This window comes from Streptomyces sp. bgisy027 (assembly GCF_057710365.1).
The window spans coordinates 37,285-61,107 of the sequence record NZ_JBYIVZ010000013.1 but is presented as its reverse complement, the minus strand read 5'-3'; the positions used below and the strand labels follow the sequence as shown (position 1 = coordinate 61,107).

Sequence of the window (23,823 nt, the reverse complement as noted above, 5' to 3'; positions counted from 1 at the left end):
GATCGGTAGCCCGTTCGATGGTTGTGGCAGGTTGAGTGTTAGTTTGCGCAGGCGTCAGCGAATCAGCACGGGTGGGGAGAGCTCATGGACACCACACAGCGGACCGACCAGCAACGGTCCGCCGACCGCCGTCGGCGCGAGTTGCTGGAGGCTGCCGACAGGGTGGTGCTGCGCGACGGTCCCCAGGCCTCGATGAACGCGATCGCGGCCGAGGCGGGTATCACGAAACCGATTCTCTATCGGCACTTCGGCGACAAGGGCGGACTTTACGCCGCGTTGGCCAAGCGTCACACGGATGCGCTGCTGGACTCGCTGCGGGCCGCGCTGGACGCTCCCGCGGATCGCCGTGAGCGGGTCGAGGCGACGCTGGACACCTACCTCGCCGCGATCGAGGCCCGGCCTCAGGTGTACCGGTTTCTGATGCATCCGACCGAGGGCGGTCAGACGGCGGATCAGGGATTCGACGTCGGCAAGCACTCGATGCCGTTGCTCCGCACGATGGGCGAGGAGCTGGCGACCGTCATCGAGGAGCGGCTGGATCTCGGGCCGGGGAGTCAGCAGCTGGCCCGGGTGTGGGGGCACGGGATAGTCGGGATGATGCACGCCGCCGGGGACTGGTGGCTGGGGGAACGGCCGTGCTCGCGGACGGAGTTGGTGCGGAGTCTGGCCGACCTGTTGTGGGGGCGGCTGGCTGCCGCCGGGGACAGGATCGGCGGTCCGGGGTTCTGACGGTCGTGGTCCGGGTGCGGGTCCGTGGGGGCCGGTCGCGCCCGCGCGGCGGAACCGCAACTTGATACGGCCCCGCACCCCTGACGGCACTGCGGTCACCGGCGCCAAGGAGCTCGCGCCACCTGGCGCATGAGGCGGCGGTGGCGCCATCCGCCGACGCGGTCCGCGTACACCTTCCCCGCCAAGTGGTCGCACTCGTGCTGCAGGCAGCGCGCGAAGAAACCCGTCCCGTGGATCGTCACCGGCTCCCCGGTCATCGTGAAACCCTCGACCACCGCGTGGTCGTACCGCTCCGTCCCGGCCTCCAGGCCCGGCAGGGACAGGCAGCCCTCGGCGCCTCGGATCACCACACCGTCCGCCTCCACCAGCCGCGGGTTCACCACATGACCGAGGTGCCGTACGTCCTCGTCGTCGGGACAGTCGTAGACGAAGACCCGCAGCGACTCCCCCACCTGGTTGGCGGCGAGTCCCACGCCCTGCGCGGCGTACATCGTGGCGAACAAGTCGTCCACGAGCGTCGCCAGTTCCGGGCCGAAGTCGGTGACCTCCTCGCAGGGGGTGTGCAGGACGGAACTTCCGAGCAGGCTGAGGGGCCGAACACGTCCGTGTGTGCCCGGAATGGAGGCGTTGCGCATGGCCGCAAGGGTACGGCGATTCGGGAGTGCGAATGGATCTCGATAGGCTGACCACCACCACGTTGCCGTAGGGCTTCAGGCGCGGCGCGTACGCAAGGAGGATCGAGGACTGATGGCAGGCAACTCGGACCCGCTCTCGCCGCGGGCCAAGATCGCCGTGACCGCGGGCAAGGCGGTCGCGGCGGCATCGCGCGCCGCAGGGCGCGGCAGCGGTTCGGTGATCGGCGGCCGGGTGGCGCTCAAACTCGACCCCGACCTCCTCGCCCGGCTCGCACAGAACCTGGACGTGGTCCTGGTGTCGGCGACCAACGGCAAGACCACCACGACCCGGCTGATCGCGGAGGCGCTGGGGGCCGCCGGGCCGGTGGTCTCCAACGCGCTGGGCGCCAACATGCCCGCGGGCATCACCTCGGCGCTGGCCGGCGGCTCGGAAGCCCGCTACGGCGTCATCGAGGTCGACGAGAAGTACCTCGCCGGCGTCGCCCGGGACACGGACCCCAAGTGCATCGCGCTGCTCAACCTCTCGCGCGACCAGCTGGACCGGGCCGCCGAGACCCGGATGCTCGCCGAGAACTGGCGCGAGGGGCTGACGGGTTCGAAGGCGGTGATCGTGGCCAACGCGGACGACCCGCTGGTCGTGTGGGCCGCGTCGTCGTCCCCCAATGTGATCTGGGTCGCCGCCGGGCAGATGTGGAAGGACGACGCCTGGTCGTGCCCGTCCTGCGGCGGTGTGATGCAGCGGCCGGGCGACGACTGGTTCTGCGGCGAGTGCGGCTTCCGGCGTCCGACACCCAGCTGGGCGCTGTCCGGCGACCATGTCCTGGACCCGCACGGCTCGGCCTGGCCGATCCACCTCCAGCTGCCGGGGCGCGCCAACCAGGCCAACGCCACCTCCTCGGCCGCCGTCGCCGCCGTGTTCGGGGTGCCGCCGCAGGTCGCCCTGGAGCGGATGTACCAGGTGCAGGCCGTCGCCGGGCGCTATGACGTCGTGCAGTTCGAGGGGCGGGACCTGCGGCTGCTGCTGGCCAAGAACCCGGCCGGCTGGCTGGAGACGTTCTCCCTCATCGACCCGCCGCCGACCCCGGTGATCCTCTCCGTCAACGCGCGCGGCGCCGACGGCACCGACACCTCCTGGCTGTGGGACGTCGACTACACGCGGCTGACCGGGCACCCGATCTGCGTCATCGGCGACCGCAGGCTCGACCTCGCGGTGCGCCTGGAGGTCGCCAACCAGCAGTTCCAGGTGTGCGAGAACCTCGACGAGGCCGTGCGGAAGTGCCCGCCGGGCCGGATCGAGGTCATCGCCAACTACACCGCGTTCCAGGACCTGCGCCGCCGGGTCGGCAACTGAGCCAAGAGACTTCAGGGGACTAAAGTGAGCGACAACCAACTGCGGGTCGTCTGGATCTACCCGGACCTGCTCAGCACCTACGGCGACCAGGGCAACGTCCTCGTCGTGGAGCGCCGTGCCCGCCAGCGCGGCCTCGACGTGGCCCGCCTCGACGTGCGCAGCGACCAGCCGATCCCGACGTCCGGCGACATCTATCTGATCGGCGGCGGTGAGGACCGCCCGCAGCGACTGGCGGCGGAGCGGCTGCGCCGGGACGGCGGTCTGCACCGGGCCGTGGAGAACGGCGCCATCGTGTTCTCCGTCTGCGCCGGCTACCAGATCCTCGGCCACGAGTTCATCAACGACCTCGGTCAGCGCGAGCCCGGCCTCGGGCTGATCGACGTGGTGTCCGTGCGCGGCGAGGGCGAGCGGTGCGTCGGTGACGTGCTCGCCGACATCGACCCGCGCCTCGGGCTGCCGCCGCTGACCGGCTTCGAGAACCACCAGGGCGTCACGCACCTCGGCCCGACCGCCCGCCCCTTCGCCCAGGTCCGCCTCGGCAACGGCAACGGCACAGGTGACGGCACCGAGGGCGCGTACAACGAGACCGTCTTCGGTACGTACATGCACGGCCCCGTGCTCGCGCGCAACCCGCTGATCGCCGACCTGCTGCTGAAGCTGGCGCTCGACGTGAACGCGTTGCCGCCGACCGACGACCGTTGGTACGAGGCGCTGCGGGGCGAGCGCATCGCGGCCGCGCAACAGCCCGCCTGAGCGGTCGCTCGGCAGCCCGTCTGACGGCAGGTCCGCACAGGTGAGCGGGGTCGTCCAGCAGGCGGACGCACGGTTCGGCCCCGCCCCCTGATGCCGCTAGGGTGGCGGGGATTCGAGCCGGACAGCGTGGTCCGGTCCCGGCCCACGTGGAGAAGGTTTTTCGGGCTATGCGCATTGGTGTCCTCACGTCCGGCGGCGACTGCCCCGGCCTGAACGCCGTCATCCGGTCCGTCGTGCACCGTGCCGTCGTCGACCACGGCGACGAGGTCATCGGCTTCCGGGACGGCTGGAAGGGCCTCCTGGAGTGCGACTACCTCAAGCTCGACCTCGACGCGGTGGGCGGCATCCTCGCCCGCGGCGGCACGATTCTCGGTTCCTCCCGGGTCCAGCCGTCCCATCTGCGGGACGGTGTGGAGCGGGCCAAGGGCCATGTCGAGGAGCTCGGCCTCGACGCGATCATCCCGATCGGCGGTGAGGGCACGCTCAAGGCGGCCCGGCTGATGTCGGACAGCGGCCTGCCCGTGGTGGGTGTGCCCAAGACCATCGACAACGACATCGCCGTGACCGACGTCACCTTCGGCTTCGACACGGCGGTGACCGTGGCGACCGAGGCGCTGGACCGGCTCAAGACCACCGCCGAGTCCCATCAGCGGGTGCTGGTGGTCGAGGTCATGGGGCGGCACACCGGCTGGATCGCGCTGCACTCCGGCATGGCGGCCGGCGCGCACGCCGTCGTCGTACCGGAACGGCCCTTCGACATCGACGAGTTGACCCGGGTCGTCGGCGAGCGGTTCCAGGCGGGCAAGCGGTTCGCGATCGTCGTGGCGGCGGAAGGGGCCAAGCCGCGGCCCGGGAGCATGGCCTTCGACGAGGGCGGCAAGGACATCTACGGCCACGAGCGGTTCGCCGGGATCGCCCGCCAGCTGTCGATCGAGCTGGAGGAGCGGCTCGGCAAGGAGGCGCGGCCGGTGATTCTCGGGCATGTGCAGCGCGGCGGGACGCCCACGGCGTACGACCGGGTGCTGGCGACCCGGTTCGGGTGGCATGCGGTGGAGGCCGTGCATCGGGGGGAGTTCGGGCACATGACGGCGCTCCAGGGGACGGACATCGTGATGGTGCCGTTGGCCGAGGCCGTGGAGACGTTGAAGACGGTGCCGGCCGATCGGTACGAAGAGGCCGAGTGCGTGCTTTGAGCGGCCTCGCCGTGGGGGCTTCGGTTCGCCGCCGGGTGCTGCGGATCTGTGGTCGCTCGCGCAGTTCCCCGCGCCCCTGAGGGGCGCGCTGTAGTTGCCCCCGGTCGATGGGTCGGCCGGGGGCAGTTCTAGTCTGTGGGGGACAGACAGCGCGCAACCCCCACCAAACAGGAGCCGCAGGATGGATCACGGCGGGCACGGCATGATGATGGATCTGCCGCCGTTCACGCTGGGGCGGGGCCTTTCCTGGTCCGCGGACCCGTTCTTCCTGGTCGCCTGTCTTGTGGGGCTCGCGCTTTACGCGTGGGGGGTCGTGCGACTGCGGCGGCGTGGGGACGAATGGCCCGTGGGGCGGACCGTTTCCTATGCAGTCGGCGTGCTGTCCGTGATGCTCGTGATGTGCACCGGGCTGAACGACTACGGAATGGTCATGTTCAGCGTGCACATGGTGCAGCACATGGTGATCAGCATGCTGTCGCCGATCCTGATCCTGCTCGGTGCGCCCATCACGCTGGCACTGCGCGCGATGCCGCCCGCCGGGCGTGGGCGCAAGGGGCCACGGGAATGGCTGCTCGCCCTGCTGCACAGCCGGTACATGCGGATCATCACGCATCCGGCGTTCACCATTCCCCTGTTCATCGCCAGCCTCTACGCGCTGTACTTCACTCCGCTCTTCGACTTCCTGATGGGCTCGAAGACGGGACACATCGCGATGATGGTGCACTTCCTCGCCGTCGGCGTGGTGTTCTTCTGGCCGATCATCGGTGTGGATCCCGGTCCGCACCGGCCCGGGTATCTGATGCGGATGCTGGAGCTGTTCGCGGGAATGCCGTTCCACGCGTTCTTCGGCATCGCGTTGATGATGGCGTCCGAGCCGATGGTCGAGACGTTCAAGAACCCGCCCGGCTCCCTCGCCATCGACGCGCTGTCCGACCAGAACGCGGCAGGCGGTATCGCCTGGGCGTTCAGCGAGGTTCCGTCCGTGCTGGTGCTGATCGCGCTGCTGTTCCAGTGGTACGGCTCCGAGCAGCGACAGGCCAAGCGCAAGGACCGGGCCGCCGACCGTGACGGCGACAAGGAACTCGAGGCGTACAACGCCTATTTGGCCTCATTGAACGCACGCGGAAACTGACGAAACCGAAAGGCTTCGCCTTTCAGTAGCATGAAGCGCGTCGGGGGGAACCGCCGGGGGGAGCGGTGATGGCGTTTCGCGTTTTCGTACACAGGTCCGGAACAGCGGTGATTCGGAGGATCGCCGTCCTTTTGGTCCTCGTTCTGGCGCTCGGTGCGTGTGATCGGGGCACACCGCTGTTCCTGGTGAAGGCCGTGGCCGCGGGAGTTCCCTCGCTGGCCCCCTTCTTCGACGAGGATCAGGGGCTCGGGCGGGACGAGGCGCAGGTCACGGCCCAGCGGGCACCCGGTGGGCTCCAACAGGGGGACACACCCGGTCTGTACGGGGGATCCAAAAAGCCGACGGTCTGTGATGTCGTACGGCTCAAGGAGTTTCTCACCGATCCCGCCAATGACCGCAAAGCGCAGGCGTGGGCGACCGCGCTGTCCATCACCACTGCCGAGATTCCCGGCTATCTCGATCGGCTCACTCCGGTTCTCCTGCGTCACGACACGCTCGTGAAGAACCACGACTACAAAAAGGGAAAGGCCACCCCCTTCAACGCGTTGCTCCAGACGGGAATCGCGATTCTCGTCGACGAGCAGGGACTTCCCGCGGTGAAGTGTTCGTGCGGAAATCCGCTGCGGCCGTTCGACGGTGACACGAACCGGATAAAGGTCGAGTTCGACGACCGGAACGAGGAGTGGAAGGGCTACGAGAAGTCGTCCGTGGTGGCCGTGCGACCCGCGACGCGGAAGGTGGAGCGGCTCGCCCTCGTCGACGTGCACGAGCCGGACCGGGGCATCACCCGTCCCGTCGGCACCGCCGGCGAGAAGGACACCGCCTTCGACACCCGTGAGCGGCGCGCGGTGCCCGAGCTGGCGGGTGCCACCTTCGGGCAGGCGAGCCGCGAGCTGGCCGACCAGGGGCTGGCCGCCGCCTTCGCGGGCGGCGGGCTGCCGCCGGCCGGCGCCCGGGTGACGGCGTCGGATCCGCCGGCCGGGACCGAGCTGCGGTTCGGCGAGTACGTGACGCTGAGCGTGGCCGGGGCCGGGGCCGGGGGGAACTCCGGCGAGTCGTCCGACGGGACCACGACGTCCCCGTCGACGCGGGATCCGTCGGCCTCTACGACACCGACGCCGACGCCCTCGGGCTCGGGCTCGTCTCCGCCGGGCCCGTCCTCCGGCTCCGGAAGTCCCGGGCCGAGCGACTCCGGACCGGACACCTCCGCTCCGGGCACCACGAGCGGGCCCCCGTCCTCGGGTACGTCGTCCACGGCGCCGCCCGTCTCCGACCCGCCCACGACCGCCTCACCGCCCACGACGCCCAAGTCCCCCACAACGAGCTCGGCACCCCCGCCTCCGCCCCCGCCCCCGTCCAGCCCGCCGGCGCAGACCACCAGCTCGCCGCCGACGGTCACCAGCAGCGCGCCACCACCCCAGACCAGCAGCCCCGCCACGAGCCGACCCGGGACGGGCAGCCCCACCACAACCCAAACCGGAACCGGCAGCCCCGCCACGAGCCGACCCGAGACCGGCAGCCCCATCGCAAGCCGACCGGGAACCGGCAGCCCCGCCACAAGCAGACCCGGAACCGGCACCCCCACCACAAACCAAACCGGAACCGGCAGCCCCGCCACAAATCAACCCGGAACCGGCAGCCCCATCACCAGCCGACCCGGGACCGGCGCCCCGTCCCCCGCGAGCACCTTCGCCTAGCGATCGCGCGCTCAGCGCACCCGCAGAGCCTGGAGTCATGGGATGTCCTCAGGATCACCGACGTCGGGAGTGGGCCGGGTCATCGCCGGCCGTTATCTGCTGCTGAACCGGCTCGGCAGCGGTGGGATGGGCCATGTGTGGCTCGCCCACGACCGGAGACTCGCCTGCGAGGTCGCGCTCAAGGAGATCGTGTTCCGGGATCCGGCCGAGGCCGACGAGCGCGAGGCGCGGGTGGCCCGGGCCCGTGCGGAGGCCCGGCACGCGGCGGGGCTGCGCGGGCATCCGCACGTGGTGACCGTGCACGACGTGCTGGAGCACGAGGGCCTGCCGTGGATCGTCATGGAGTACGTCGAGGGCGCCGTGAACCTGCGCGATCTGGTCGCCCGGCACGGCCCCCTGGCGCCGGCGGAGTGCGCCCGCATCGGGCTCGCCGTACTGGACGCGCTGACCGCCGGGCACCGGCGGGGCGTCCTGCACCGGGACGTGAAACCGGCGAACATCCTGCTGGCGCCGGACCGCACCGGGACGCCGTACGGACGGGTCCTGCTCACCGACTACGGCATCTCGGTGCAGCCGGACGCCGGTGAGACCCGGTACACGCTGACGTCGGTGCTCGTGGGCACCTCGGGCTATCTGGCACCGGAGCGGGTCACCGGCGGGGCGCCCACACCGGCGACGGATCTGTTCTCGCTGGGCTGCACGCTGTACCACGGCGTAGAGGGCCGGGGCCCCTTCGAGCGTGAGTCGCATCTCGCGGAGCTGACGGCGGTCGTCACGGAGGAGCCCGGGGCGGCCGGGCGGGCCGGGGCGCTGGCGCCCGTCCTGTGGGGGCTGCTGGAGAAGGACCCGGCGCGGCGGATGGCTGCCGCTGAGGCGGAGGCGGCGCTCTCACGGATCGTCACGCCGGTTGCCGACGCGTACGCGCGGACGCAGACCGACCTCGGTTCGCAGCCGCACTGGGGCGGTGCGCCGCCGCCGGGGCCCGTGCCCGATCCAGCGGGGCCCGTGCCCGATCCGGCGGGGCCCGTGCCCGATCCGGCGGGGCCCGTGCCCGATCCGGCCGGTTTCGGTACCCTGCCGGTGTCCGGGCGACCGGGTGGTGTCCAGGGCTTTGGTCCCCCGTCCGGACGTCCCGGCGCGCCGACGGGCCCGGGCTCCGGCACGGTGAGCGGAAAGCCCGGCGGTTCGCCGACTCAGCCTCCCGGTGGACCGCTGGGCTTGGTTCCCGGTGCCGTGGACCAGAACCGGCCCCGTCCCCGCGCCGCGCACGCGGTCGTCGCCGGCCTGCTCGGGCTGGCGCTCGCGGGGGCCGGTGTCTGGTACGCCATGTCCCAGGAGTCGGACCCCGGCGGCACGGGACGGCCGTACGGGGACGCCGTGGGCCTCGCGGCGCCGCTGAAGGGCGGTGACTGCGTGCTCGCCGACTGGCCCGGCAGGACCGCCTTCCAGGGCACGCCCCGGCTGAGCCTCGACGCCAGTTGTGGGGAGAAGGCGCCCGACGGACAGGTGATGGCGTTCGTGGCGGCCGCTTCCGCCGCCGAGGCACGGCAGGACGGGCCGGCGGCGTGCGAGGAGCGGACGCGGGAGCTGCGCGGGCGGCTCGCGGACGTGCGCAGTCTCGCCGTCGTGCCGACCGAGGCCGGGTTCGAGACGGCCAGGCGGCGTACGGCCTGTGTGGTGCTGGGGGCGCACGGGCCGGTGTACGGGCCGCTGGGCGGGCACCGCAGGCCGGGGGTGGCGTTCGCGGACACGGCGACCATGCAGCGCCGGGACTGTCTGGACGTCCGCTCGCCCCGGGACGCGCGGCTGGTGTCCTGTGCGGAGCCGCACGACGAGCAGGTGCTCGGATTCACCCGTTTGGGCGCCGACGTCACGCTCGCCGAGGCGCGTACCGAATCGGACACGGCGTGCGCCCGCGAGGTCCCGCCGCGCGACTACGGATTCGATCCTTCCGTCCACACGGCTGGTTCCTGGACGAGCGAAGGGCCCTGGAAGAACGGCACCCATTTCGTCGTGTGCACCGTTCGGAAGCAGAACGGAGGCACCATGGAGGGGGACGAACCTTAGGAGGGTGTTGCGATGCCCGGTTCTACGGACGGTTCTACGAAGGCGATGGGGGTGCTCACCGTCGGCGGCCTCGTCGCGGTGACGGCCTACACGGTGGCGCTCGGGAGCAATGGCTGGCTGTGGTTCGGGTGGGTGGTGCTGGGGCTCATCACGCTGGGGATGGTCGTCAGCCGTCCGACGTGAGCCTCACTCCCGGGTGAGTCGCCCCGCCGAGTGCACGCCCGGCTGGTACTTCGGCAGCCGGGCGGTCACTTTCATGCCCGCGTTCGGGGCGGTCTCGATGACGAGTCCGTAGTCGTCGCCGTAGACCTGCCGGAGCCGGTCGTCGACGTTCGACAGTCCGATGCCGCCCGACGGGCTGTCCTCGCCCGCGAGGATGCGGCGCAGCAATGCGGGGTCCATGCCGGCGCCGTCGTCCTCGATGACGACCAGGGCCTCGGCGCCCGCGTCCTGTGCGGTGATCTGGATCCGGCACGTGTCGGCCTTGCCCTCCAGGCCGTGCTTGACCGCGTTCTCCACCAGCGGCTGCAGGCACAGGAAGGGCAGGGCGACGGGCAGCACCTCCGGGGCGATCTGGAGGGTCACCGAGAGGCGGTCGCCGAAGCGTGCCCGGACCAGCGCCAAGTAGTGGTCGATGGCGTGGAGTTCGTCGGCGAGAGTGGTGAAGTCGCCGTGCCTGCGGAAGGAGTAGCGGGTGAAGTCGGCGAACTCCAGGAGCAGTTCGCGGGCACGCTCGGGGTCGGTGCGCACGAAGCTGGCGATGACCGCGAGCGAGTTGAAGATGAAGTGCGGGGAGATCTGGGCCCGCAGTGCCTTGATCTCGGCCTCGATCAGCCGGGTGCGGGACTGGTCGAGGTCGGCCAGCTCCAGCTGCACGGACACCCAGCGGGCCACCTCGCCCGCCGCCCGCACCAGCACAGCCGACTCGCGGGGCGCGCAGGCGACCAGGGCGCCGTGGACACGGTCGTCGACGGTGAGCGGGGCGACGACCGCCCAGCGCACCGGGCAGTCGGGCGTGTCGCAGGTGAGCGGGAAGGCCTCGCCGCGGCCCGACTCCAGAGGGCCGGAGAGGAGTTCCATGATCTCCGTACGGTGATGGCCGCCGACCCCGTCCCAGACCAGGACGTCCTTGTGGTCGGTCAGGCAGAGCGCGTCGGTGCCGAGGAGCGAGCGCAGCCGGCGGGCGGACTTGCGGGCGGTCTCCTCGGTGAGTCCGGACCGCAGCGGGGGCGCGGCGAGGGAGGCGGTGTGCAGGGTCTCGAAGGTGGCGTGCTCGACGGGGGTGCCGAGGTCGCCGAGGTTCTGCGGGCGGGCGGTGCGGCGGCCGAGCCAGAAGCCGGCGGCGAGCAGCGGAAGGATCGCCACGCACAGGCCCGCCAGGAATCCGCTCATGCCGTCACCACCTCGCGCCGTCCGGCGATGGACCGCCTCATCCCTTCGCCTCCGCCCGCAGCTCCTCCGGCAGATGGAACCGGGCCAGAATCGCCGCCGTTCCGGGCGGCACACGGCCCGGGGTGGCCAGGGACACCACGATCATCGTGAGGAAGCCCAGCGGCACCGACCAGAGCGCGGGCCAGGCGAGCAGCGCGTGGGCGGCTCCGGAGCCCGGGAAGCCGGCCATCGTCGCGGCGACGGCGAGCAGCGCGGAGCCGCCGCCGACCAGCATTCCGGCGGCGGCGCCGGGCGGGGTGAGCCGGCGCCACCAGATGCCGAGGACGAGCAGCGGGCAGAACGAGGACGCCGACACGGCGAAGGCGAGGCCCACCGCGTCGGCGACCGGCAGTCCGCCGACGAGGACGCTCGCGGCGAGCGGGACGGCCATGGCGAGGACCGTGCCGAGCCGGAAGTGCCGTACGCCGCGGGACGGCAGGACGTCCTGGGTGAGCACGCCGGCGACGGCCATGGTCAGGCCGGACGCCGTGGACAGGAACGCGGCGAAGGCGCCGCCCGCGACCAGCGCGCCGAGGAGGTCCCCGCCGAGGCCGCCGATCATGCGGTCGGGCAGCAGCAGGACGGCCGCGTCGGCGTCGCCGGTGAGGGTGAGTTCGGGAGCGTACAGGCGGCCGAGGGCGCCGTAGACCGGGGGCAGCAGGTAGAAGGCGCCGATCAGGCCGAGCACGGCGACGGTGGTGCGGCGGGCGGCGACGCCGTGCGGGCTGGTGTAGAAGCGGACGACGACATGCGGCAGGCCCATGGTGCCGAGGAACGTGGCGAGGATCAGTCCGTACGTGGCGTACAGCGGGCGTTCGCCGCGGCTCTCGGCCTGCGACGGGGACAGGCCGCCGCCCGCGCCGCGGTCGCGTTCGGGGACCTCGGCGCCCTTGGCGAAGGTCAGCTTGGTGCCGGCCTCGATGTGGTGGGTGCCGACGGGGAGTGCGAGCTTGTCTTCCTCGTGGTCGCGGCCGTCGATCGTGCCGCTCACGGTGACGTCGAGCGGCCGGTCGAGCTTCAGCTTGATGCTGTCGTCGATGCGGACGACGCTCTGTTCGCGGAAGGTGGCCGGTTCGTCGAAGGCGTGCCGGGGGGCGCCGTCGCCCTGCCAGGCGAGGACCAGGAAGAGGGCGGGGACGAGCAGCGCGGTCAGTTTGAGCCAGTACTGGAAGGCCTGCACGAAGGTGATGCTGCGCATGCCGCCGGCGGCGACGATGGCCACCACGACGACCGCGACGATGAGTCCGCCGAGCGAGTCGGGGGCGCCCGTCAGCACGGTCAGCGTCAGCCCGGCGCCCTGGAGCTGGGGCAGCAGATACAGCCAGCCGGTGCCGACGACGAAGGCGCCCGCGAGCCGGCGCACGGCCTGCGAGGACAGCCGGGCCTCGGCGAAGTCGGGCAGGGTGTAGGCGCCGGAGCGGCGCAGCGGGGCGGCGACGAAGAGCAGCAGGACGAGGTATCCGGCGGCGTAGCCGACCGGGTACCAGAGCATGTCGGGTCCCTGCACGAGCAGGAGCCCCGCGATGCCGAGGAAGGAGGCGGCGGAGAGGTACTCGCCGCTGATGGCGGCCGCGTTGAGGCGGGGGCCGACGGTGCGGGAGGCGACGTAGAAGTCGGAGGTGGTGCGGGATATGCGCAGGCCGAAGGCGCCGACGAGGACGGTCGCCAGCACCACGAGGGCGACGGCGGGGACGGCGTAGCTGGAGTTCACGGCCGGGTCCGTTCCTCGGGCTCAGCGGTCTTCGACGAGGCGTACGAAGTCACGTTCGTTGCGCTCGGCGCGCCGTACGTACCAGCGGGCGAGGAGGACCATCGGGGCGTAGAGGCAGAAGCCGAGGACCAGCCACTCCAGGCCGCGGGCGTCCGGCATGGCGGCGAACAGCAGCGGCAGCGGGCCGATGAGCAGGCCGAGTACCGCGAACACGGCCAGGCCGGCGCGGAGCTGGGTGCGCATCAGCGACCGTACGTAGGTGTGGCCGAGGGTGGTCTGCTCGTCGATCTCGGTGCGGGGGCGGTAGTAGCCGGACGCGGGGCGGCGGCTGCGGGGCGGGCCGGTGACCACGACGCGGCGCTCGGCGGGGTCCTGGTTGGGCACGGCTACGACCTCCTCATCAGCAGGTCCCGCAGCTCGCGCGCGTGGCGCCGGCTGACCTGGAGTTCCTCGGCGCCGACCATGACGCTGACGGTGCCCGCGTCCAGGCGGAGTTCGCCGATGTGGCGCAGGGCGACGAGGTGGCGGCGGTGGATGCGGACGAAGCCTCGGGAGCGCCAGCGCTCCTCAAGGGTCGACAGGGGGATGCGGACGAGGTGGCTGCCCTTGACGGTGTGCAGGCGGGCGTAGTCCCCCTGGGCCTCGACATGCGTGATGTCCTCGACGGCGACGAAGCGGGTCACGCCACCGAGTTCGACGGGGATGTGGTCCGGGTCGGGTTCGCTCACGGGTATTCGGGGGGCGGCGTCGCGCAGTTCGGCGGCCCGGCGGACGGCCTCGGCGAGGCGTTCCTTGCGCACCGGTTTGAGGAGGTAGTCGACGGCCTTGAGGTCGAATGCCTGGACGGCGAAGTCCTCGTGGGCGGTGACGAACACGACCAGCGGCGGCTTGGCGAGCCCGGTGAGCAGGCGGGCCAGGTCGAGTCCGTCCAGGCCGGGCATGTTGATGTCGAGGAAGACGACGTCGATCGACTCGGGGCCGTGGGGCCCCGACTCCAGCGCGCGGTTGATGCGCCGCAGCGCCTCGGTCGCGTCGCCGGCGCCTTCCGCGCTGCCGATGCGCGGGTCCGCGTTCAGGAGGTAGAGCAGCTCCTCCAGCGAGGGGCGTTCGTCGTCGACAGCCAGGGCGCGCAGCATGAACGGGAGTGTAAGAGCAATGAGCACGCCTGGGCATGTGCTCTGCGTGGACGTTCGCGCTGGGTGCCGGGCCGCTTACAGTGCCCTCATGAACAGCGGCGCTGCCTCCTTCGACGAACTCGACCGGAAGATCATCACCGCGCTGATGGCGAACGCCAGGACGAGTTTCGCGGAGATCGGCTCGAGCGTCGGACTGTCCGCGACGGCGGTGAAGCGGCGCGTGGACCGGTTGCGCGAGACCGGCGTGATCACCGGCTTCACGGCCACGGTCAAGCCGTCGGCGCTGGGCTGGCGTACCGAGGCGTACGTCGAGGTGTACTGCGAGGGCGCGGCGCCGCCGCGGCGGCTCGCGGAGGTGGTCCGCAACCATCCGGAGATCACCGCGGCGATGACGGTGACCGGCGGCGCGGACGCGCTGCTGCATGTGCGGGCGCGGGACGTGGAGCACTTCGAGGAGGTGCTGGAGCGGATTCGTGTCGAGCCGTTCATCCGGAAGACGATCAGCGTGATGGTGCTGTCGCACCTGATCCCGGACAGTCCGGAGGCGGGCGCCACCCAGGCCGTCCCGCCGGAGGACGGCGGGACGGCAATCCGCGCAGCAGACGTGCGCTGACGCCGCAAAATTCGCAGCATTCCTGCGTGAACGCGCAATTCTTGTTTCTTGTCGGGCGTCCGCGTGTCTTTCTACCTTGGTGTCAATCCTCATCGACACCGTAGGAAGCGGAGGAACCCCTCTGTGCCCGAAACCCGTGTGCCGCGCCGGCGGCGCTTCCTCGTCTGCGAGCCCAGACACTTCGCCGTGCAGTACGCGATCAACCCCTGGATGCAACCCGACATCCAGGTCGACGTCGATCTGGCCCGGGAGCAGTGGCAGTCGCTGATCCGTGCCTACCGTGCCCACGGTCACGAGGTCGACACGCTGGAGCCGGTCGCCGGTCTGCCCGACATGGTGTTCGCCGCGAACTCGGCGGTCGTCGTCGGCGGCCGTGTCTTCGGCTCCCTCTTCCACGCGCCCGAGCGCCGTCCGGAGTCCACGCACTACGAGACGTGGTTCAAGACGGCGGGCTTCGACGTGTACCGGCCCGAGTCCGTGTGCGAGGGCGAGGGCGATCTGGTGTGGACGGGCCGCTATGTGCTCGCCGGCACCGGTTTCCGCACCACCCGGGACTCCCACCGGGAGGTGCAGGAGTTCTTCGGCCACCCCGTGGTCAGCCTGACCCTGGTGGACCCGTACTTCTACCACCTGGACACGGCGCTGTTCGTCCTCGACGGCGGGCCGGACGGAAATATCGCCTACTATCCGGAGGCCTTCTCGCCGGGCAGCCGCGAGGTGCTCCAGCGGCTGTACCCGGACGCGGTGCTCGCCACCCGCGACGACGCCTCCGCCTTCGGCCTGAACTCCGTCTCCGACGGCCGTCACGTCTTCATCGCGCCCCAGGCCGAGGCGCTCGCCGCCCGGCTGGACGAGCGCGGTTATGTCCCCGTCCCCGTCGACCTGTCGGAGTTCCGCAAGGCCGGCGGTGGCATCAAGTGCTGCACTCAGGAGATCCGCTCATGACCGCGCCCGCGCAGACCCGTTCGTCCGCCGATCTGATCCGCGCCGAAGAACCGGTCCTGGCGCACAACTACCACCCGCTCCCGGTGGTCGTCTCCCGCGCCGAGGGCACCTGGGTGGAGGACGTGGAGGGGCGCCGGTACCTCGACCTGCTGGCGGGTTACTCGGCGCTGAACTTCGGCCACCGCCATCCGGCGCTGATCGAGGCGGCGCACGCCCAGCTCGACCGGCTGACGCTGACGTCCCGGGCCTTCCACAACGACCGGCTCGCCGGGTTCGCCGAGCGGCTGGCGGCGCTGACCGGCCAGGACATGGTGCTGCCGATGAACACGGGCGCCGAGGCCGTGGAGAGCGGCATCAAGGTGGCCCGCAAGTGGGCGTACGACGTGAAGGGCGTCCCGGCCGACCGGGCGACGATCGTGGTGGCGGCGGACAACTTCCACGGCCGTACGACGACCATCGTCAGCTTCTCGACGGACGAGACCGCACGGCAGGGCTTCGGTCCCTTCACGCCGGGCTTCCGGGTCGTGCCGTACAACGACCTGCCGGCGCTGGAGGCGGCGATCGACGAGACGACCGCCGCGGTGCTGCTGGAGCCCATCCAGGGCGAGGCGGGCGTGCTCATCCCGGACCAGGGCTATCTGGCCGGCGTGCGCGAGCTGACCAGCCGCAAGGGCTGCCTGTTCATCGCGGACGAGATCCAGTCGGGCCTCGGCCGCACGGGCCGTACGCTCGCGGTCGACCACGAGTCGGTCGTGCCGGACGTGGTGCTGCTGGGCAAGGCGCTGGGCGGTGGCATCGTGCCGGTGTCGGCGGTGGTGGGCAGCCGCGAGGTGCTCGGGGTGCTGCGGCCGGGCGAGCACGGCTCGACGTTCGGCGGCAACCCGCTGGCCGCCGCGGTCGGCACGGCCGTGGTCGAACTGCTGGAGACGGGCGAGTTCCAGCGCCGGGCCACCGAGCTCGGCGTAGTGCTGCGCGGCGGTCTGTCGGCGCTGCTCGGCAAGGGCGTGGTCGGCTTCCGCGCGCGCGGCCTGTGGGCGGGCGTCGACGTCGACCCGGCGGTCGGTACGGGCCGTGAGATCAGCGAGCGGCTGATGCGCGAGGGCGTACTGGTCAAGGACACCCACGGCTCCACGATCCGTATCGCTCCGCCGCTCACGATCACCCCGGAGGAGCTGACGGGGGCGCTGGGCGCCCTGGAGAAGGTGCTCGGCTGAGGGACCACCGCTCGGCAGCCCGGTTCCCCCTGGTGCGGGGGCCGGGCCGCCGGCATCCCACCCCGCTCCCCCGCCACTCCCGGCCCTCGCAAAGAGGCAGGTGTGAGCGGAAGGGTGAAGATGGGGACAAGAGGTGGTAGACCGCTCTCAGCGACAGAGAGGTCGGCCGTGGGCGCACACGAGGAGCAGGACGTTGCCCGGCAGTGGTTCGACGTGGCTGATGCCGCGGCTGTGCTGCTCGACGCCCAGGGGCGGGTGACGGGCTGGACCAGGGACGCGCAGAGGCTGCTGAAGTACCCCGCCGCCGAGGTGGTCGGCACGAAGGCCGGGACCCTGCTGTCGGCCGAGGACGCCCTGCGCGTGCCCGACCTCGCGCGGCGGTGCCGCAGGGACGGCGGCTGGTCGGGACTGCTGGCCGCGGTGCGCAGGGGCGGGGATCCGGTCAGGGTGATGGTGCGGGTGACCTCCGCCCAGGAGGCGCCCGGCCCGTCGTGCTGGCTGGTGCTGCTGTCCGAGATGGGTGATGCCCCGGGGTGGGCGATGAGCCGGACCGTGCTGGAGCAGATGGTCGCCGGGTCCCCCGTCGGGATGGCGATCGTGGACACGGATCTGCGATACGTGTGGTCGAACGCGGCCCTGGAGCAGTTCGGCGGCGGCCCGGGGCAGAACCGGCTGGGGCTGCGACTGGCCAACGTCCAGCCGGGTCTGAACTCCCGGTCGATCGAGGCGCAGATGCGCCGGGTGCTGGAGACCGGTGATCCGGTGGTGGGCTACGAGCACGTGGGGCTCGTGCGGTCCGCACCGCACCGGGAGACGGCGCACATGATGTCGTTCACCCGGCTCGAGGACGAGCAGGGCCACCCCATGGGCGTCTACTACACCGTCGTCGACGTCAGCGCGCGGTTCCGCGCCCGGCAGCGCCTGGACCTGCTCGACCGGGCCGGCGAGCACATCGGCCGCAGCCTCGACATCATGCAGACCGCCCAGGAGCTGGCCGACGTGGCGATCCCGACGTTCGCCGACTTCGTCTCCGTGGACCTGCTGGAACCGGTACTGGCGGGAGCCGAGCTCGCCGCCGGGCCGCCCGGCGACACGGCCGAGGAGCAGCTGCGCCGGGCCGGGCAGATGTCGGTGAACGAGAATCTGCCGGAGGCGACCTTCGCCGTGGGTGACGTGGCCTCCTACCTCGTCGGCTCCCCGCCGCTGCGAGTCCTGGCGACGGGCCTGCCCTGGCGTCAGGCACGTCTCGACCCACTCGCCAGGGACTGGGCCACGCATGCGTCCGGGCGCCGGCCGGCGACCTTCCTGGAGCTGGGGCTCCAGAGCGTGATGACCGTTCCGATCCGCGCGCGTGGTGTCACCCTCGGCGTCACCACCTTCTTCCGGCACCGCCGCCGGGACCCCTTCGACGAGGACGACCTGACCCTGGCGGAGGACCTGGTCTCACGTGCGGCCGTCTGCGTCGACAACGCCCGCCGCTACACGCGCGAGCGCGACGCCGCGCTGGTCCTGCAACGCAGCCTGCTCCCCCACCGGCTGCCCGATCAGGACGCGGTGGAGGTCGCCGCCTGCTACCGGCCGGCCGACGAGCTGACCGGCCTCGGCGGCGACTGGTACGACCTGATCACGCTGTCCGGCGGCCGGGTCGCGCTGGTGGTGGGCGAGGTGCCCGGGCACGGCATCGACGCCGCCGCGGCGATGGGCAGGCTGCGGACCGCCGTACGGACCCTCGCCGCGCTGGACCTGCCGCCCGACGAGGTGCTGGCCCACCTCGACGACCTGGTCGCGCGCTCCGCCCGCGAGGAGGGCGTCGAGGCGAGCAGCGAGGAGGCCGCCGTCGCGCAGTCGGTGGGGTCCGCGTGCCTGTACGTCGTCTACGACCCGGTCGACGGGCAGTGCACGATGGCGGCCGCGGGGCATCCGGCGCCGGCCGTGGTGCTGCCCGACGGCGAGGTCACGTTCGTGGATCTTCCGCAGGGAGCGCCGCTGGGGGTCGGTGGCCCTCCGTTCGAGTCGGTCGAGCTGGCGCTCGCGGCGGGCAGCACGCTCGCCCTGCACAGCGACGGGCTGCTGGCGCGGGAGGAGGACGGCCGGGCCGTGGAGCCGGACCGGGACAGGTTGCGACGGGCCCTGGAGGGGCGCACGGACTCGCTCGACCACCAGTGCAGGACCGTGGTGGAGGCCCTGGTCCCGGACCGCCCGCACGACGACGTGGCGCTGCTGCTGGCCCGCACCCGGGTGCTCGGCACCGAGCAGGTCGCCGACTGGGACCTGCCCGCGGACCCGGCGGCCGTCGCCGACGCCCGTAAGACGGCCGCCCGGCTGCTGACGGAGTGGGGCCTGGACGAGCTGGCCTTCACGACGGAGCTCGTGGTCAGCGAGCTGGTCACGAACGCGATCCGGTACGCGGCCGGCCCCATCAGGTTGCGTCTGATCAGGGAGCGCGCGCTGGTCTGCGAGGTCTTCGACGGCGGCGCGACCGCCCCGCACCTGCGCCATCCGCGCACCACGGACGAGGGCGGCCGCGGGCTGCTGCTGGTGTCCCAGTTCACCCAGCGCTGGGGCACCCGGTTCGTCCCCGAGGGGAAGATCATCTGGGCCGAGCAGTCTCTGACCGATCAACCTCCTCAACCTGACGAATCGGCGCAGATGTAGTACATCGATAGATACGCCATATGGCGTGACGAACTGGTCGGATTCCGGTGGTGAGGCGAGAGCCATGAACGAGTCGGCTGTCGACTACGAGGCGATCTTCCAGGGCCTGCCCGGAATGGTGGCCCTGCTGACCCCGGACCTGATCTACGTCGATGCCAACGAGGACTTCCAGCGCCTGTCCGGACGCCGTCGCGAGGAACTGGTGGGCCGGTACCTCTTCGACGTCTTCCCCGACAACCCCAACGACTCCACGGCCACCGGCATGCGCAACCTCCAGGCCTCGCTGCTGCGCGTGGTGGCCACCGGCGAGCGCGACACCATGGCGCTCCAGCGCTACGACGTCGAGGACCCCCTGCATCCCGGCGAGTGGGAGGAGCGCTACTGGAGCCCGGTCAACGCGCCCGTCTTCGGCCCCGACGGGAAGGTGGCGCTCCTGGTGCACCGGGTGGAGGAGGTCACCGAGCTCATCCGGCAACGCGGCGCCACGGGCGGCAACAGCCGGGCACGCGTACTGGAGGCCGAGCTGTACACGCGGGCACGGGAACTCCAGGAGGTCAACGAACGGCTGCGGCAGTCCCACGCCCGCGAGCGCGAGGTGGCCCTCGCCCTCCAGGAGGCGATGCTGCCGCCGCGCCGGCAGGTGCGCACCCGCCGGGCCGCCGTGCGCTACCGGCCCGCGATCGGCGCGCTGAACGTGTGCGGCGACTGGTACGACCTGGTCGACCTGGTCGGCGGCAACCGCATCGGCGTCTCCGTGGGCGACGTGGTCGGGCACGGCCTCGGCGCGGCCGGCGTGATGGGGCAGCTGCGCAGCGCGCTCAGCGCCACGTCCCGGGTCGCCGACGGCCCCGCGCAGGCGCTGGACGTGCTGGGGCGCTACGCCCATGTCGTCGACGGCGCCGAATCGGCCACCGCGGTCACGACGTTCATCGACTTCGACGCCCGGACGATCACCTACAGCAGCGCGGGCCATCCGCCGCCCGTCCTGGTCCATCCCGACGGCCGGGTGGAGTTCCTCGACCAGGCCACCGACCCGCCGCTGGACGCCCGGCCCGACCCGATACCGAGACCCCAGGCGGTCACCACCTACACGAGCGGTGCCACTCTCGCGCTGTACACGGACGGCCTGGTGGAACGCCGTCGCGAGGACATCGGCACCGGGCTGGCCCGCCTCGCCGAATCGCTCGTGCGCCATCGCACCGCCGACCCGGAGCCCCTCGCCGACGCCGTCCTGCTGGAGCTGCTTCCGCCCGGCGGAGCGACCGACGACACGGCACTGATCATCGTGCGCCTGTGATGGGCGGACAGAGGCGACGGCCGCGCGCGGCCACGGACCACCCGCCGCCCGGCGATCGTGATCACGCCAAACCCGGCCGTCGGGTTGCCGCGCACCCGTCCCGAAGACCAGGCTGGTCAGGCGGTCCTCCCCGCCCGCAAACGACACCGCCCACCGGCTGCCTGACACCCGGTCAGGAAAGTCGGCAAGAGTCGGTATCGGTCCCGACCGGCCCGGTTCCGGCCGCTCAACCCGGCGCCTACACTGGCCTCCCCACGGCACGCTGGTTGACCTGCCAGAACGCGGCGGCCCGAGCTGATCCCCCGAGTGAGGAGCGCCCCTTTGTTCTATTACGTACTCAAATACGTATTGTTGGGACCGCTGCTGAGACTGGTCTTCCGGCCGCGCATAGAAGGCCTCGAGCACGTCCCGGCCACCGGCGCGGCCATCGTCGCCGGCAACCACCTGTCGTTCTCCGACCACTTCCTGATGCCGGCGATACTCAAGCGGCGCATCACCTTCCTGGCGAAGAAGGAGTACTTCACCGGCCCGGGGATCAGGGGCCGCCTCACCGCGGCGTTCTTCCGCAGCGCGGGCCAGATCCCGGTCGACCGCACCGGCAAGGAGGCGGGCCAGGCCGCGATCCGCGAGGGGCTCGGCGTCCTGAGCAAGGACGAGCTCCTCGGCATCTACCCCGAGGGCACCCGCTCGCACGACGGCCGCCTCTACAAGGGCAAGGTCGGCGTCGCCGTGATGGCCCTCAAGGCGGGGGTCCCTGTCATCCCCTGCGCGATGATCGGCACCTTCGAGGCCCAGCCGCCCGGCAAGGTCATCCCCAACATCCATCCCGTGAAGATCCGCTTCGGCAAGCCCCTCGACTTCTCGCGCTACGAAGGCATGGAGAACGAGAAGGCGATCCTGCGCGCGGTGACCGACGAGATCATGTACGCCATCCTGTCGCTGTCCGAGCAGGAGTACGTCGATCAGTACGCGGCCGTCGTCAAGGCCGAGGAAGAGGCGGCGGCGAAGGCGGCCAAGGCGGAGAAGGAGCGCAGGTTCCCGAGGCTGCCCATCAGCTGACGGACCGCCGGCCGAGTGGCTGCTCAGGCGAGGGCGTCGAGCGCCTCGTCGAGCAGCCCGCGCAGCCGCCGGGCGTCCGCCGCCACCGCGCTCACCAGGACCGCCGGCCCGGCGAGCGGCAGCACCGCGGCGTTCTCGCCCAGCACCCGGGCCGCCACCGGAGTCTCACCGAACTCGGGCCGCAGGACGACGAGTTGCCCCACGGCCCGGCAGCCGCCGAGTCCTGCGGGGCCGTCCCAGCCACCCGGCGCCCCGGGCCCGCAGGCCAGCTCCTGGTCGAGCACCACGCGTCCCTCGACACGCACCCGGATCCGGCTGCCGAGCCGTCCGGACTCCTCCCCCACCCGCCCGAGCACCTGCTCCTCACGCAGCACGAGCCGCCCGGCCGCGCCGACGTCGACGTGGGTCGTGACGCGCAGGTCGCTGCCCCGTGCGGAGATCAACTGCTCGGGCAGCCAGTGCAGTTCGCCGCCGTCCGCCACGGACAGCCGTACGTCGTAGCGGGCCTCGCCCTTGCCCTGGCCCGGCAGCGCGAGGGTGGCGGCGGCCGACGTGACGGTCAGCCGGGCGCCGCTCTCGACGTCGGCCTCGACGGTGAAGTGGTCGCCACCGAGCGGCCCGCTCATCGCGCCGACGAGCATCACCCGCGCCTCGGCCCCGCCGGCCCGGGTCCGTCTGAGCGCCAGCGGCCCGTCGCCGTCGAGCACGGGCAGCGACGTACCGCCCCGCCCGTCGTCCCGGGCGACGATCCGCGCGTGCGCCCGGACGCCACCGGTCGTGGTCGTCATGCGGTCCATGCCACGAGCCGGTCCCGCACCCAGTCGGCGACGTCCGTCACCCCGGGCTCGCTCCGCAACGACTGGAAGACGACGGGGAGTTCGGCGCGCTGCGCCTTCGCGTCGGCCGCCATCCGCGCCAGGTCGGAGCCGACGTACGGCGCGAGGTCGGTCTTGTTGACGACGAGCAGGTCGGCGGTGGTGACGCCGGGCCCTCCCTTGCGGGGGATGTCGTCCCCTCCGGCCACGTCGATCACGAAGATCTGCGCGTCGACGAGGCCCTTGGAGAAGGTGGCGGTGAGGTTGTCGCCACCGGACTCGACGAGGATCAGATCGAGGGGCCCGACCTCGCCCTCCAGGTCCTCGACGGCTTCCAGGTTCGCGGAGATGTCGTCCCGGATCGCCGTGTGCGGGCACGCCCCCGTCTCCACGGCGGTGATCCGCTCGGGCGGCAGCACGGCCTCCCGCAGCAGGAACTCGGCGTCCTCACGTGTGTAGATGTCGTTGGTGACGACGGCGAGGGACAGCGTCTCGCGCAGCGCCCTGCAGAGCGCGGCGACGGTGGCCGTCTTCCCGGACCCGACGGGCCCACCGAGCCCGATACGCAGCGCCCGCCGCGACCCGTCGGGCCGCCGGGCATCGGCACTGACGGCGGCGGGACCGTCGTGGGAGTGGTCGAGGTGCATGGGCGGCTCCTTCTGTTCGAGGTGTGGTGAGGACTGGCCCGGTCGGGTGTCGGAGGGTCTGCTACGAGGCGAACAGCCGTACGGCCCAAGCCGCATGCACCTCCGCCCCGATCTCCAGCAACGGCCCCGAGGCGGCCGGCAACGCGTCGGCCCCGCCGGCGACGACACCCCGCCCCGCCTCCACGGCCCGGTCCACCACCCGGTCCATCTCCGGCGCCAACCGGGCCAGTACGGCCGTGGCGTCAAAGGGATCAAGACTCAGCAACCGCACCGTCGCACTCGCCGGCCCGCTCACACTCTCGTACGCCGCGCAGTACGCCGCCTCGACGGCCCCCAGCCCCGCCGCCCGAGCGGCCACCCCCAGCACGACGGGCTGATGGGCCCCCTTGGGAAACCGTCCCGCCAGCTCGTCCAGCTCCGCCGAGGGCCAGGTGGCCCGAGCGGCCCGCATCAGCTGCCGCCCCAACTTCCGTGCGGCGAGCCGCAGGGCGGGCGACGGCGTACGGGCGTCGGCAGCGGCGTCCAGCTCCGCCGTGTCGCCCCCGGACGCGGCCGCCGCCGCGAGCGAGGCCGCGACAAGGCCGGCCGTGTGCAGCCGCCCCCGGCAGAAGTCCTCCAGGCTCGCGGCCCCGGTGATCCGCCCCGCCTTGACGGCCGCCTCGGCCCCGCCGGAGTGCGCGTGTCCCCCGGCGGGAAACCGGCCGTCGGCCAGGACGAGAAGTGCTGCTCGTGTCATCGCGGTT

The 23,823-nt window shown here is 72.0% G+C and carries 22 protein-coding genes; 14 read left to right on the top strand and 8 right to left on the bottom strand.

What is annotated here, in order from left to right; all coding sequences use genetic code 11:
* The first annotated feature begins 84 nt into the window (after window positions 1-84).
* On the top strand, window positions 85-729 hold the full coding sequence (locus AC3ETA_RS15610) for a TetR/AcrR family transcriptional regulator (protein ID WP_432193483.1): 645 nt from the start codon (window positions 85-87) through the stop codon (window positions 727-729).
* Between the two features lie 95 nt (window positions 730-824).
* Here the strand turns inward: AC3ETA_RS15610 and def are convergent, their stop codons facing one another.
* The gene (gene def, locus AC3ETA_RS15605) at window positions 825-1,364 is read right to left on the bottom strand and encodes a peptide deformylase (protein ID WP_432193482.1); all 540 of its coding nucleotides are present in this window, start codon (window positions 1,362-1,364) and stop codon (window positions 825-827) included.
* Window positions 1,365-1,476: 112 nt separating this feature from the next.
* On the opposite strand from def, the gene AC3ETA_RS15600 reads away from it, so the two are divergent.
* The 7 genes from AC3ETA_RS15600 to AC3ETA_RS15570 all read left to right on the top strand — a co-directional run bounded on the left by AC3ETA_RS15600 (window position 1,477) and on the right by AC3ETA_RS15570 (window position 9,740).
* Entirely contained in the window at window positions 1,477-2,715 is a 1,239-nt protein-coding gene (locus AC3ETA_RS15600) for a MurT ligase domain-containing protein (RefSeq protein WP_432193481.1), read from the top strand.
* A gap of 24 nt (window positions 2,716-2,739) precedes the next feature.
* Window positions 2,740-3,468, top strand: a complete 729-nt coding sequence (locus tag AC3ETA_RS15595; protein WP_432193480.1) for a type 1 glutamine amidotransferase — start codon at window positions 2,740-2,742, stop codon at window positions 3,466-3,468.
* Between the two features lie 167 nt (window positions 3,469-3,635).
* Window positions 3,636-4,661, top strand: a complete 1,026-nt coding sequence (locus AC3ETA_RS15590) for a 6-phosphofructokinase (protein ID WP_030967223.1) — start codon at window positions 3,636-3,638, stop codon at window positions 4,659-4,661.
* Between the two features lie 181 nt (window positions 4,662-4,842).
* On the top strand, window positions 4,843-5,793 hold the full coding sequence (locus AC3ETA_RS15585) for a cytochrome c oxidase assembly protein (protein WP_432193479.1): 951 nt from the start codon (window positions 4,843-4,845) through the stop codon (window positions 5,791-5,793).
* Between the two features lie 131 nt (window positions 5,794-5,924).
* Window positions 5,925-7,490: a DUF6777 domain-containing protein gene (locus tag AC3ETA_RS15580; RefSeq protein WP_432193478.1), complete on the top strand. Its 1,566-nt coding sequence runs from the start codon at window positions 5,925-5,927 to the stop codon at window positions 7,488-7,490.
* A 42-nt stretch (window positions 7,491-7,532) separates the two neighbouring features.
* Window positions 7,533-9,557, top strand: a complete 2,025-nt coding sequence (locus tag AC3ETA_RS15575; RefSeq protein WP_432193477.1) for a serine/threonine-protein kinase — start codon at window positions 7,533-7,535, stop codon at window positions 9,555-9,557.
* A gap of 12 nt (window positions 9,558-9,569) precedes the next feature.
* On the top strand, window positions 9,570-9,740 hold the full coding sequence (locus AC3ETA_RS15570; RefSeq protein WP_030960607.1) for a membrane protein: 171 nt from the start codon (window positions 9,570-9,572) through the stop codon (window positions 9,738-9,740).
* Window positions 9,741-9,743: 3 nt separating this feature from the next.
* On the opposite strand, the gene AC3ETA_RS15565 is transcribed toward AC3ETA_RS15570, so the two are convergent.
* From AC3ETA_RS15565 to AC3ETA_RS15550, 4 genes are read right to left on the bottom strand one after another with little or no spacing between them, the layout of a single operon-like run.
* Entirely contained in the window at window positions 9,744-10,949 is a 1,206-nt protein-coding gene (locus tag AC3ETA_RS15565; protein WP_432193476.1) for a sensor histidine kinase, read from the bottom strand.
* Window positions 10,950-10,986: 37 nt separating this feature from the next.
* A complete protein-coding gene (locus tag AC3ETA_RS15560; RefSeq protein WP_432193475.1) occupies window positions 10,987-12,699 on the bottom strand; it encodes a sodium/solute symporter in 1,713 nt (570 codons plus the stop codon).
* Window positions 12,700-12,720: 21 nt separating this feature from the next.
* Window positions 12,721-13,083 carry a hypothetical protein gene (locus AC3ETA_RS15555; RefSeq protein WP_432193474.1) on the bottom strand — a complete coding sequence of 121 codons (363 nt, stop codon included), beginning with the start codon at window positions 13,081-13,083 and terminating at the stop codon, window positions 12,721-12,723.
* Between the two features lie 2 nt (window positions 13,084-13,085).
* A complete protein-coding gene (locus AC3ETA_RS15550) occupies window positions 13,086-13,835 on the bottom strand; it encodes a LytR/AlgR family response regulator transcription factor (RefSeq protein ID WP_432193473.1) in 750 nt (249 codons plus the stop codon).
* 88 nt (window positions 13,836-13,923) lie between these two features.
* Here AC3ETA_RS15550 and AC3ETA_RS15545 point away from each other — a divergent pair, with 88 nt between their 5' ends.
* From AC3ETA_RS15545 to AC3ETA_RS15520, 6 genes are all read left to right on the top strand, one after another.
* On the top strand, window positions 13,924-14,448 hold the full coding sequence (locus AC3ETA_RS15545) for an Lrp/AsnC family transcriptional regulator (RefSeq protein ID WP_432193472.1): 525 nt from the start codon (window positions 13,924-13,926) through the stop codon (window positions 14,446-14,448).
* 123 nt (window positions 14,449-14,571) lie between these two features.
* Window positions 14,572-15,393, top strand: coding sequence for a dimethylargininase (gene ddaH, locus AC3ETA_RS15540; protein ID WP_432193471.1), 822 nt, complete (start codon window positions 14,572-14,574; stop codon window positions 15,391-15,393).
* On the top strand, window positions 15,390-16,607 hold the full coding sequence (rocD, locus tag AC3ETA_RS15535) for an ornithine--oxo-acid transaminase (RefSeq protein ID WP_432193470.1): 1,218 nt from the start codon (window positions 15,390-15,392) through the stop codon (window positions 16,605-16,607). Before ddaH ends, rocD begins: the two co-directional genes overlap by 4 nt.
* A gap of 168 nt (window positions 16,608-16,775) precedes the next feature.
* Window positions 16,776-19,262, top strand: a complete 2,487-nt coding sequence (locus AC3ETA_RS15530) for an ATP-binding SpoIIE family protein phosphatase (RefSeq protein WP_432193469.1) — start codon at window positions 16,776-16,778, stop codon at window positions 19,260-19,262.
* 64 nt (window positions 19,263-19,326) lie between these two features.
* Window positions 19,327-20,559: a PP2C family protein-serine/threonine phosphatase gene (locus AC3ETA_RS15525; protein ID WP_432193468.1), complete on the top strand. Its 1,233-nt coding sequence runs from the start codon at window positions 19,327-19,329 to the stop codon at window positions 20,557-20,559.
* A 321-nt stretch (window positions 20,560-20,880) separates the two neighbouring features.
* Entirely contained in the window at window positions 20,881-21,618 is a 738-nt protein-coding gene (locus AC3ETA_RS15520; RefSeq protein ID WP_432193467.1) for a lysophospholipid acyltransferase family protein, read from the top strand.
* 23 nt (window positions 21,619-21,641) lie between these two features.
* Here AC3ETA_RS15520 and AC3ETA_RS15515 read toward each other — a convergent pair whose 3' ends face one another.
* From AC3ETA_RS15515 to AC3ETA_RS15505, 3 genes are all read right to left on the bottom strand, one after another.
* A complete protein-coding gene (locus tag AC3ETA_RS15515) occupies window positions 21,642-22,406 on the bottom strand; it encodes an urease accessory protein UreD (RefSeq protein WP_432193466.1) in 765 nt (254 codons plus the stop codon).
* On the bottom strand, window positions 22,403-23,080 hold the full coding sequence (gene ureG / locus AC3ETA_RS15510; protein ID WP_432193465.1) for an urease accessory protein UreG: 678 nt from the start codon (window positions 23,078-23,080) through the stop codon (window positions 22,403-22,405). The genes AC3ETA_RS15515 and ureG overlap by 4 nt, the downstream gene beginning before the upstream one ends.
* A 61-nt stretch (window positions 23,081-23,141) precedes the next feature.
* Entirely contained in the window at window positions 23,142-23,816 is a 675-nt protein-coding gene (locus AC3ETA_RS15505; protein WP_432193464.1) for an urease accessory protein UreF, read from the bottom strand.
* Window positions 23,817-23,823: the final 7 nt, after the last annotated feature.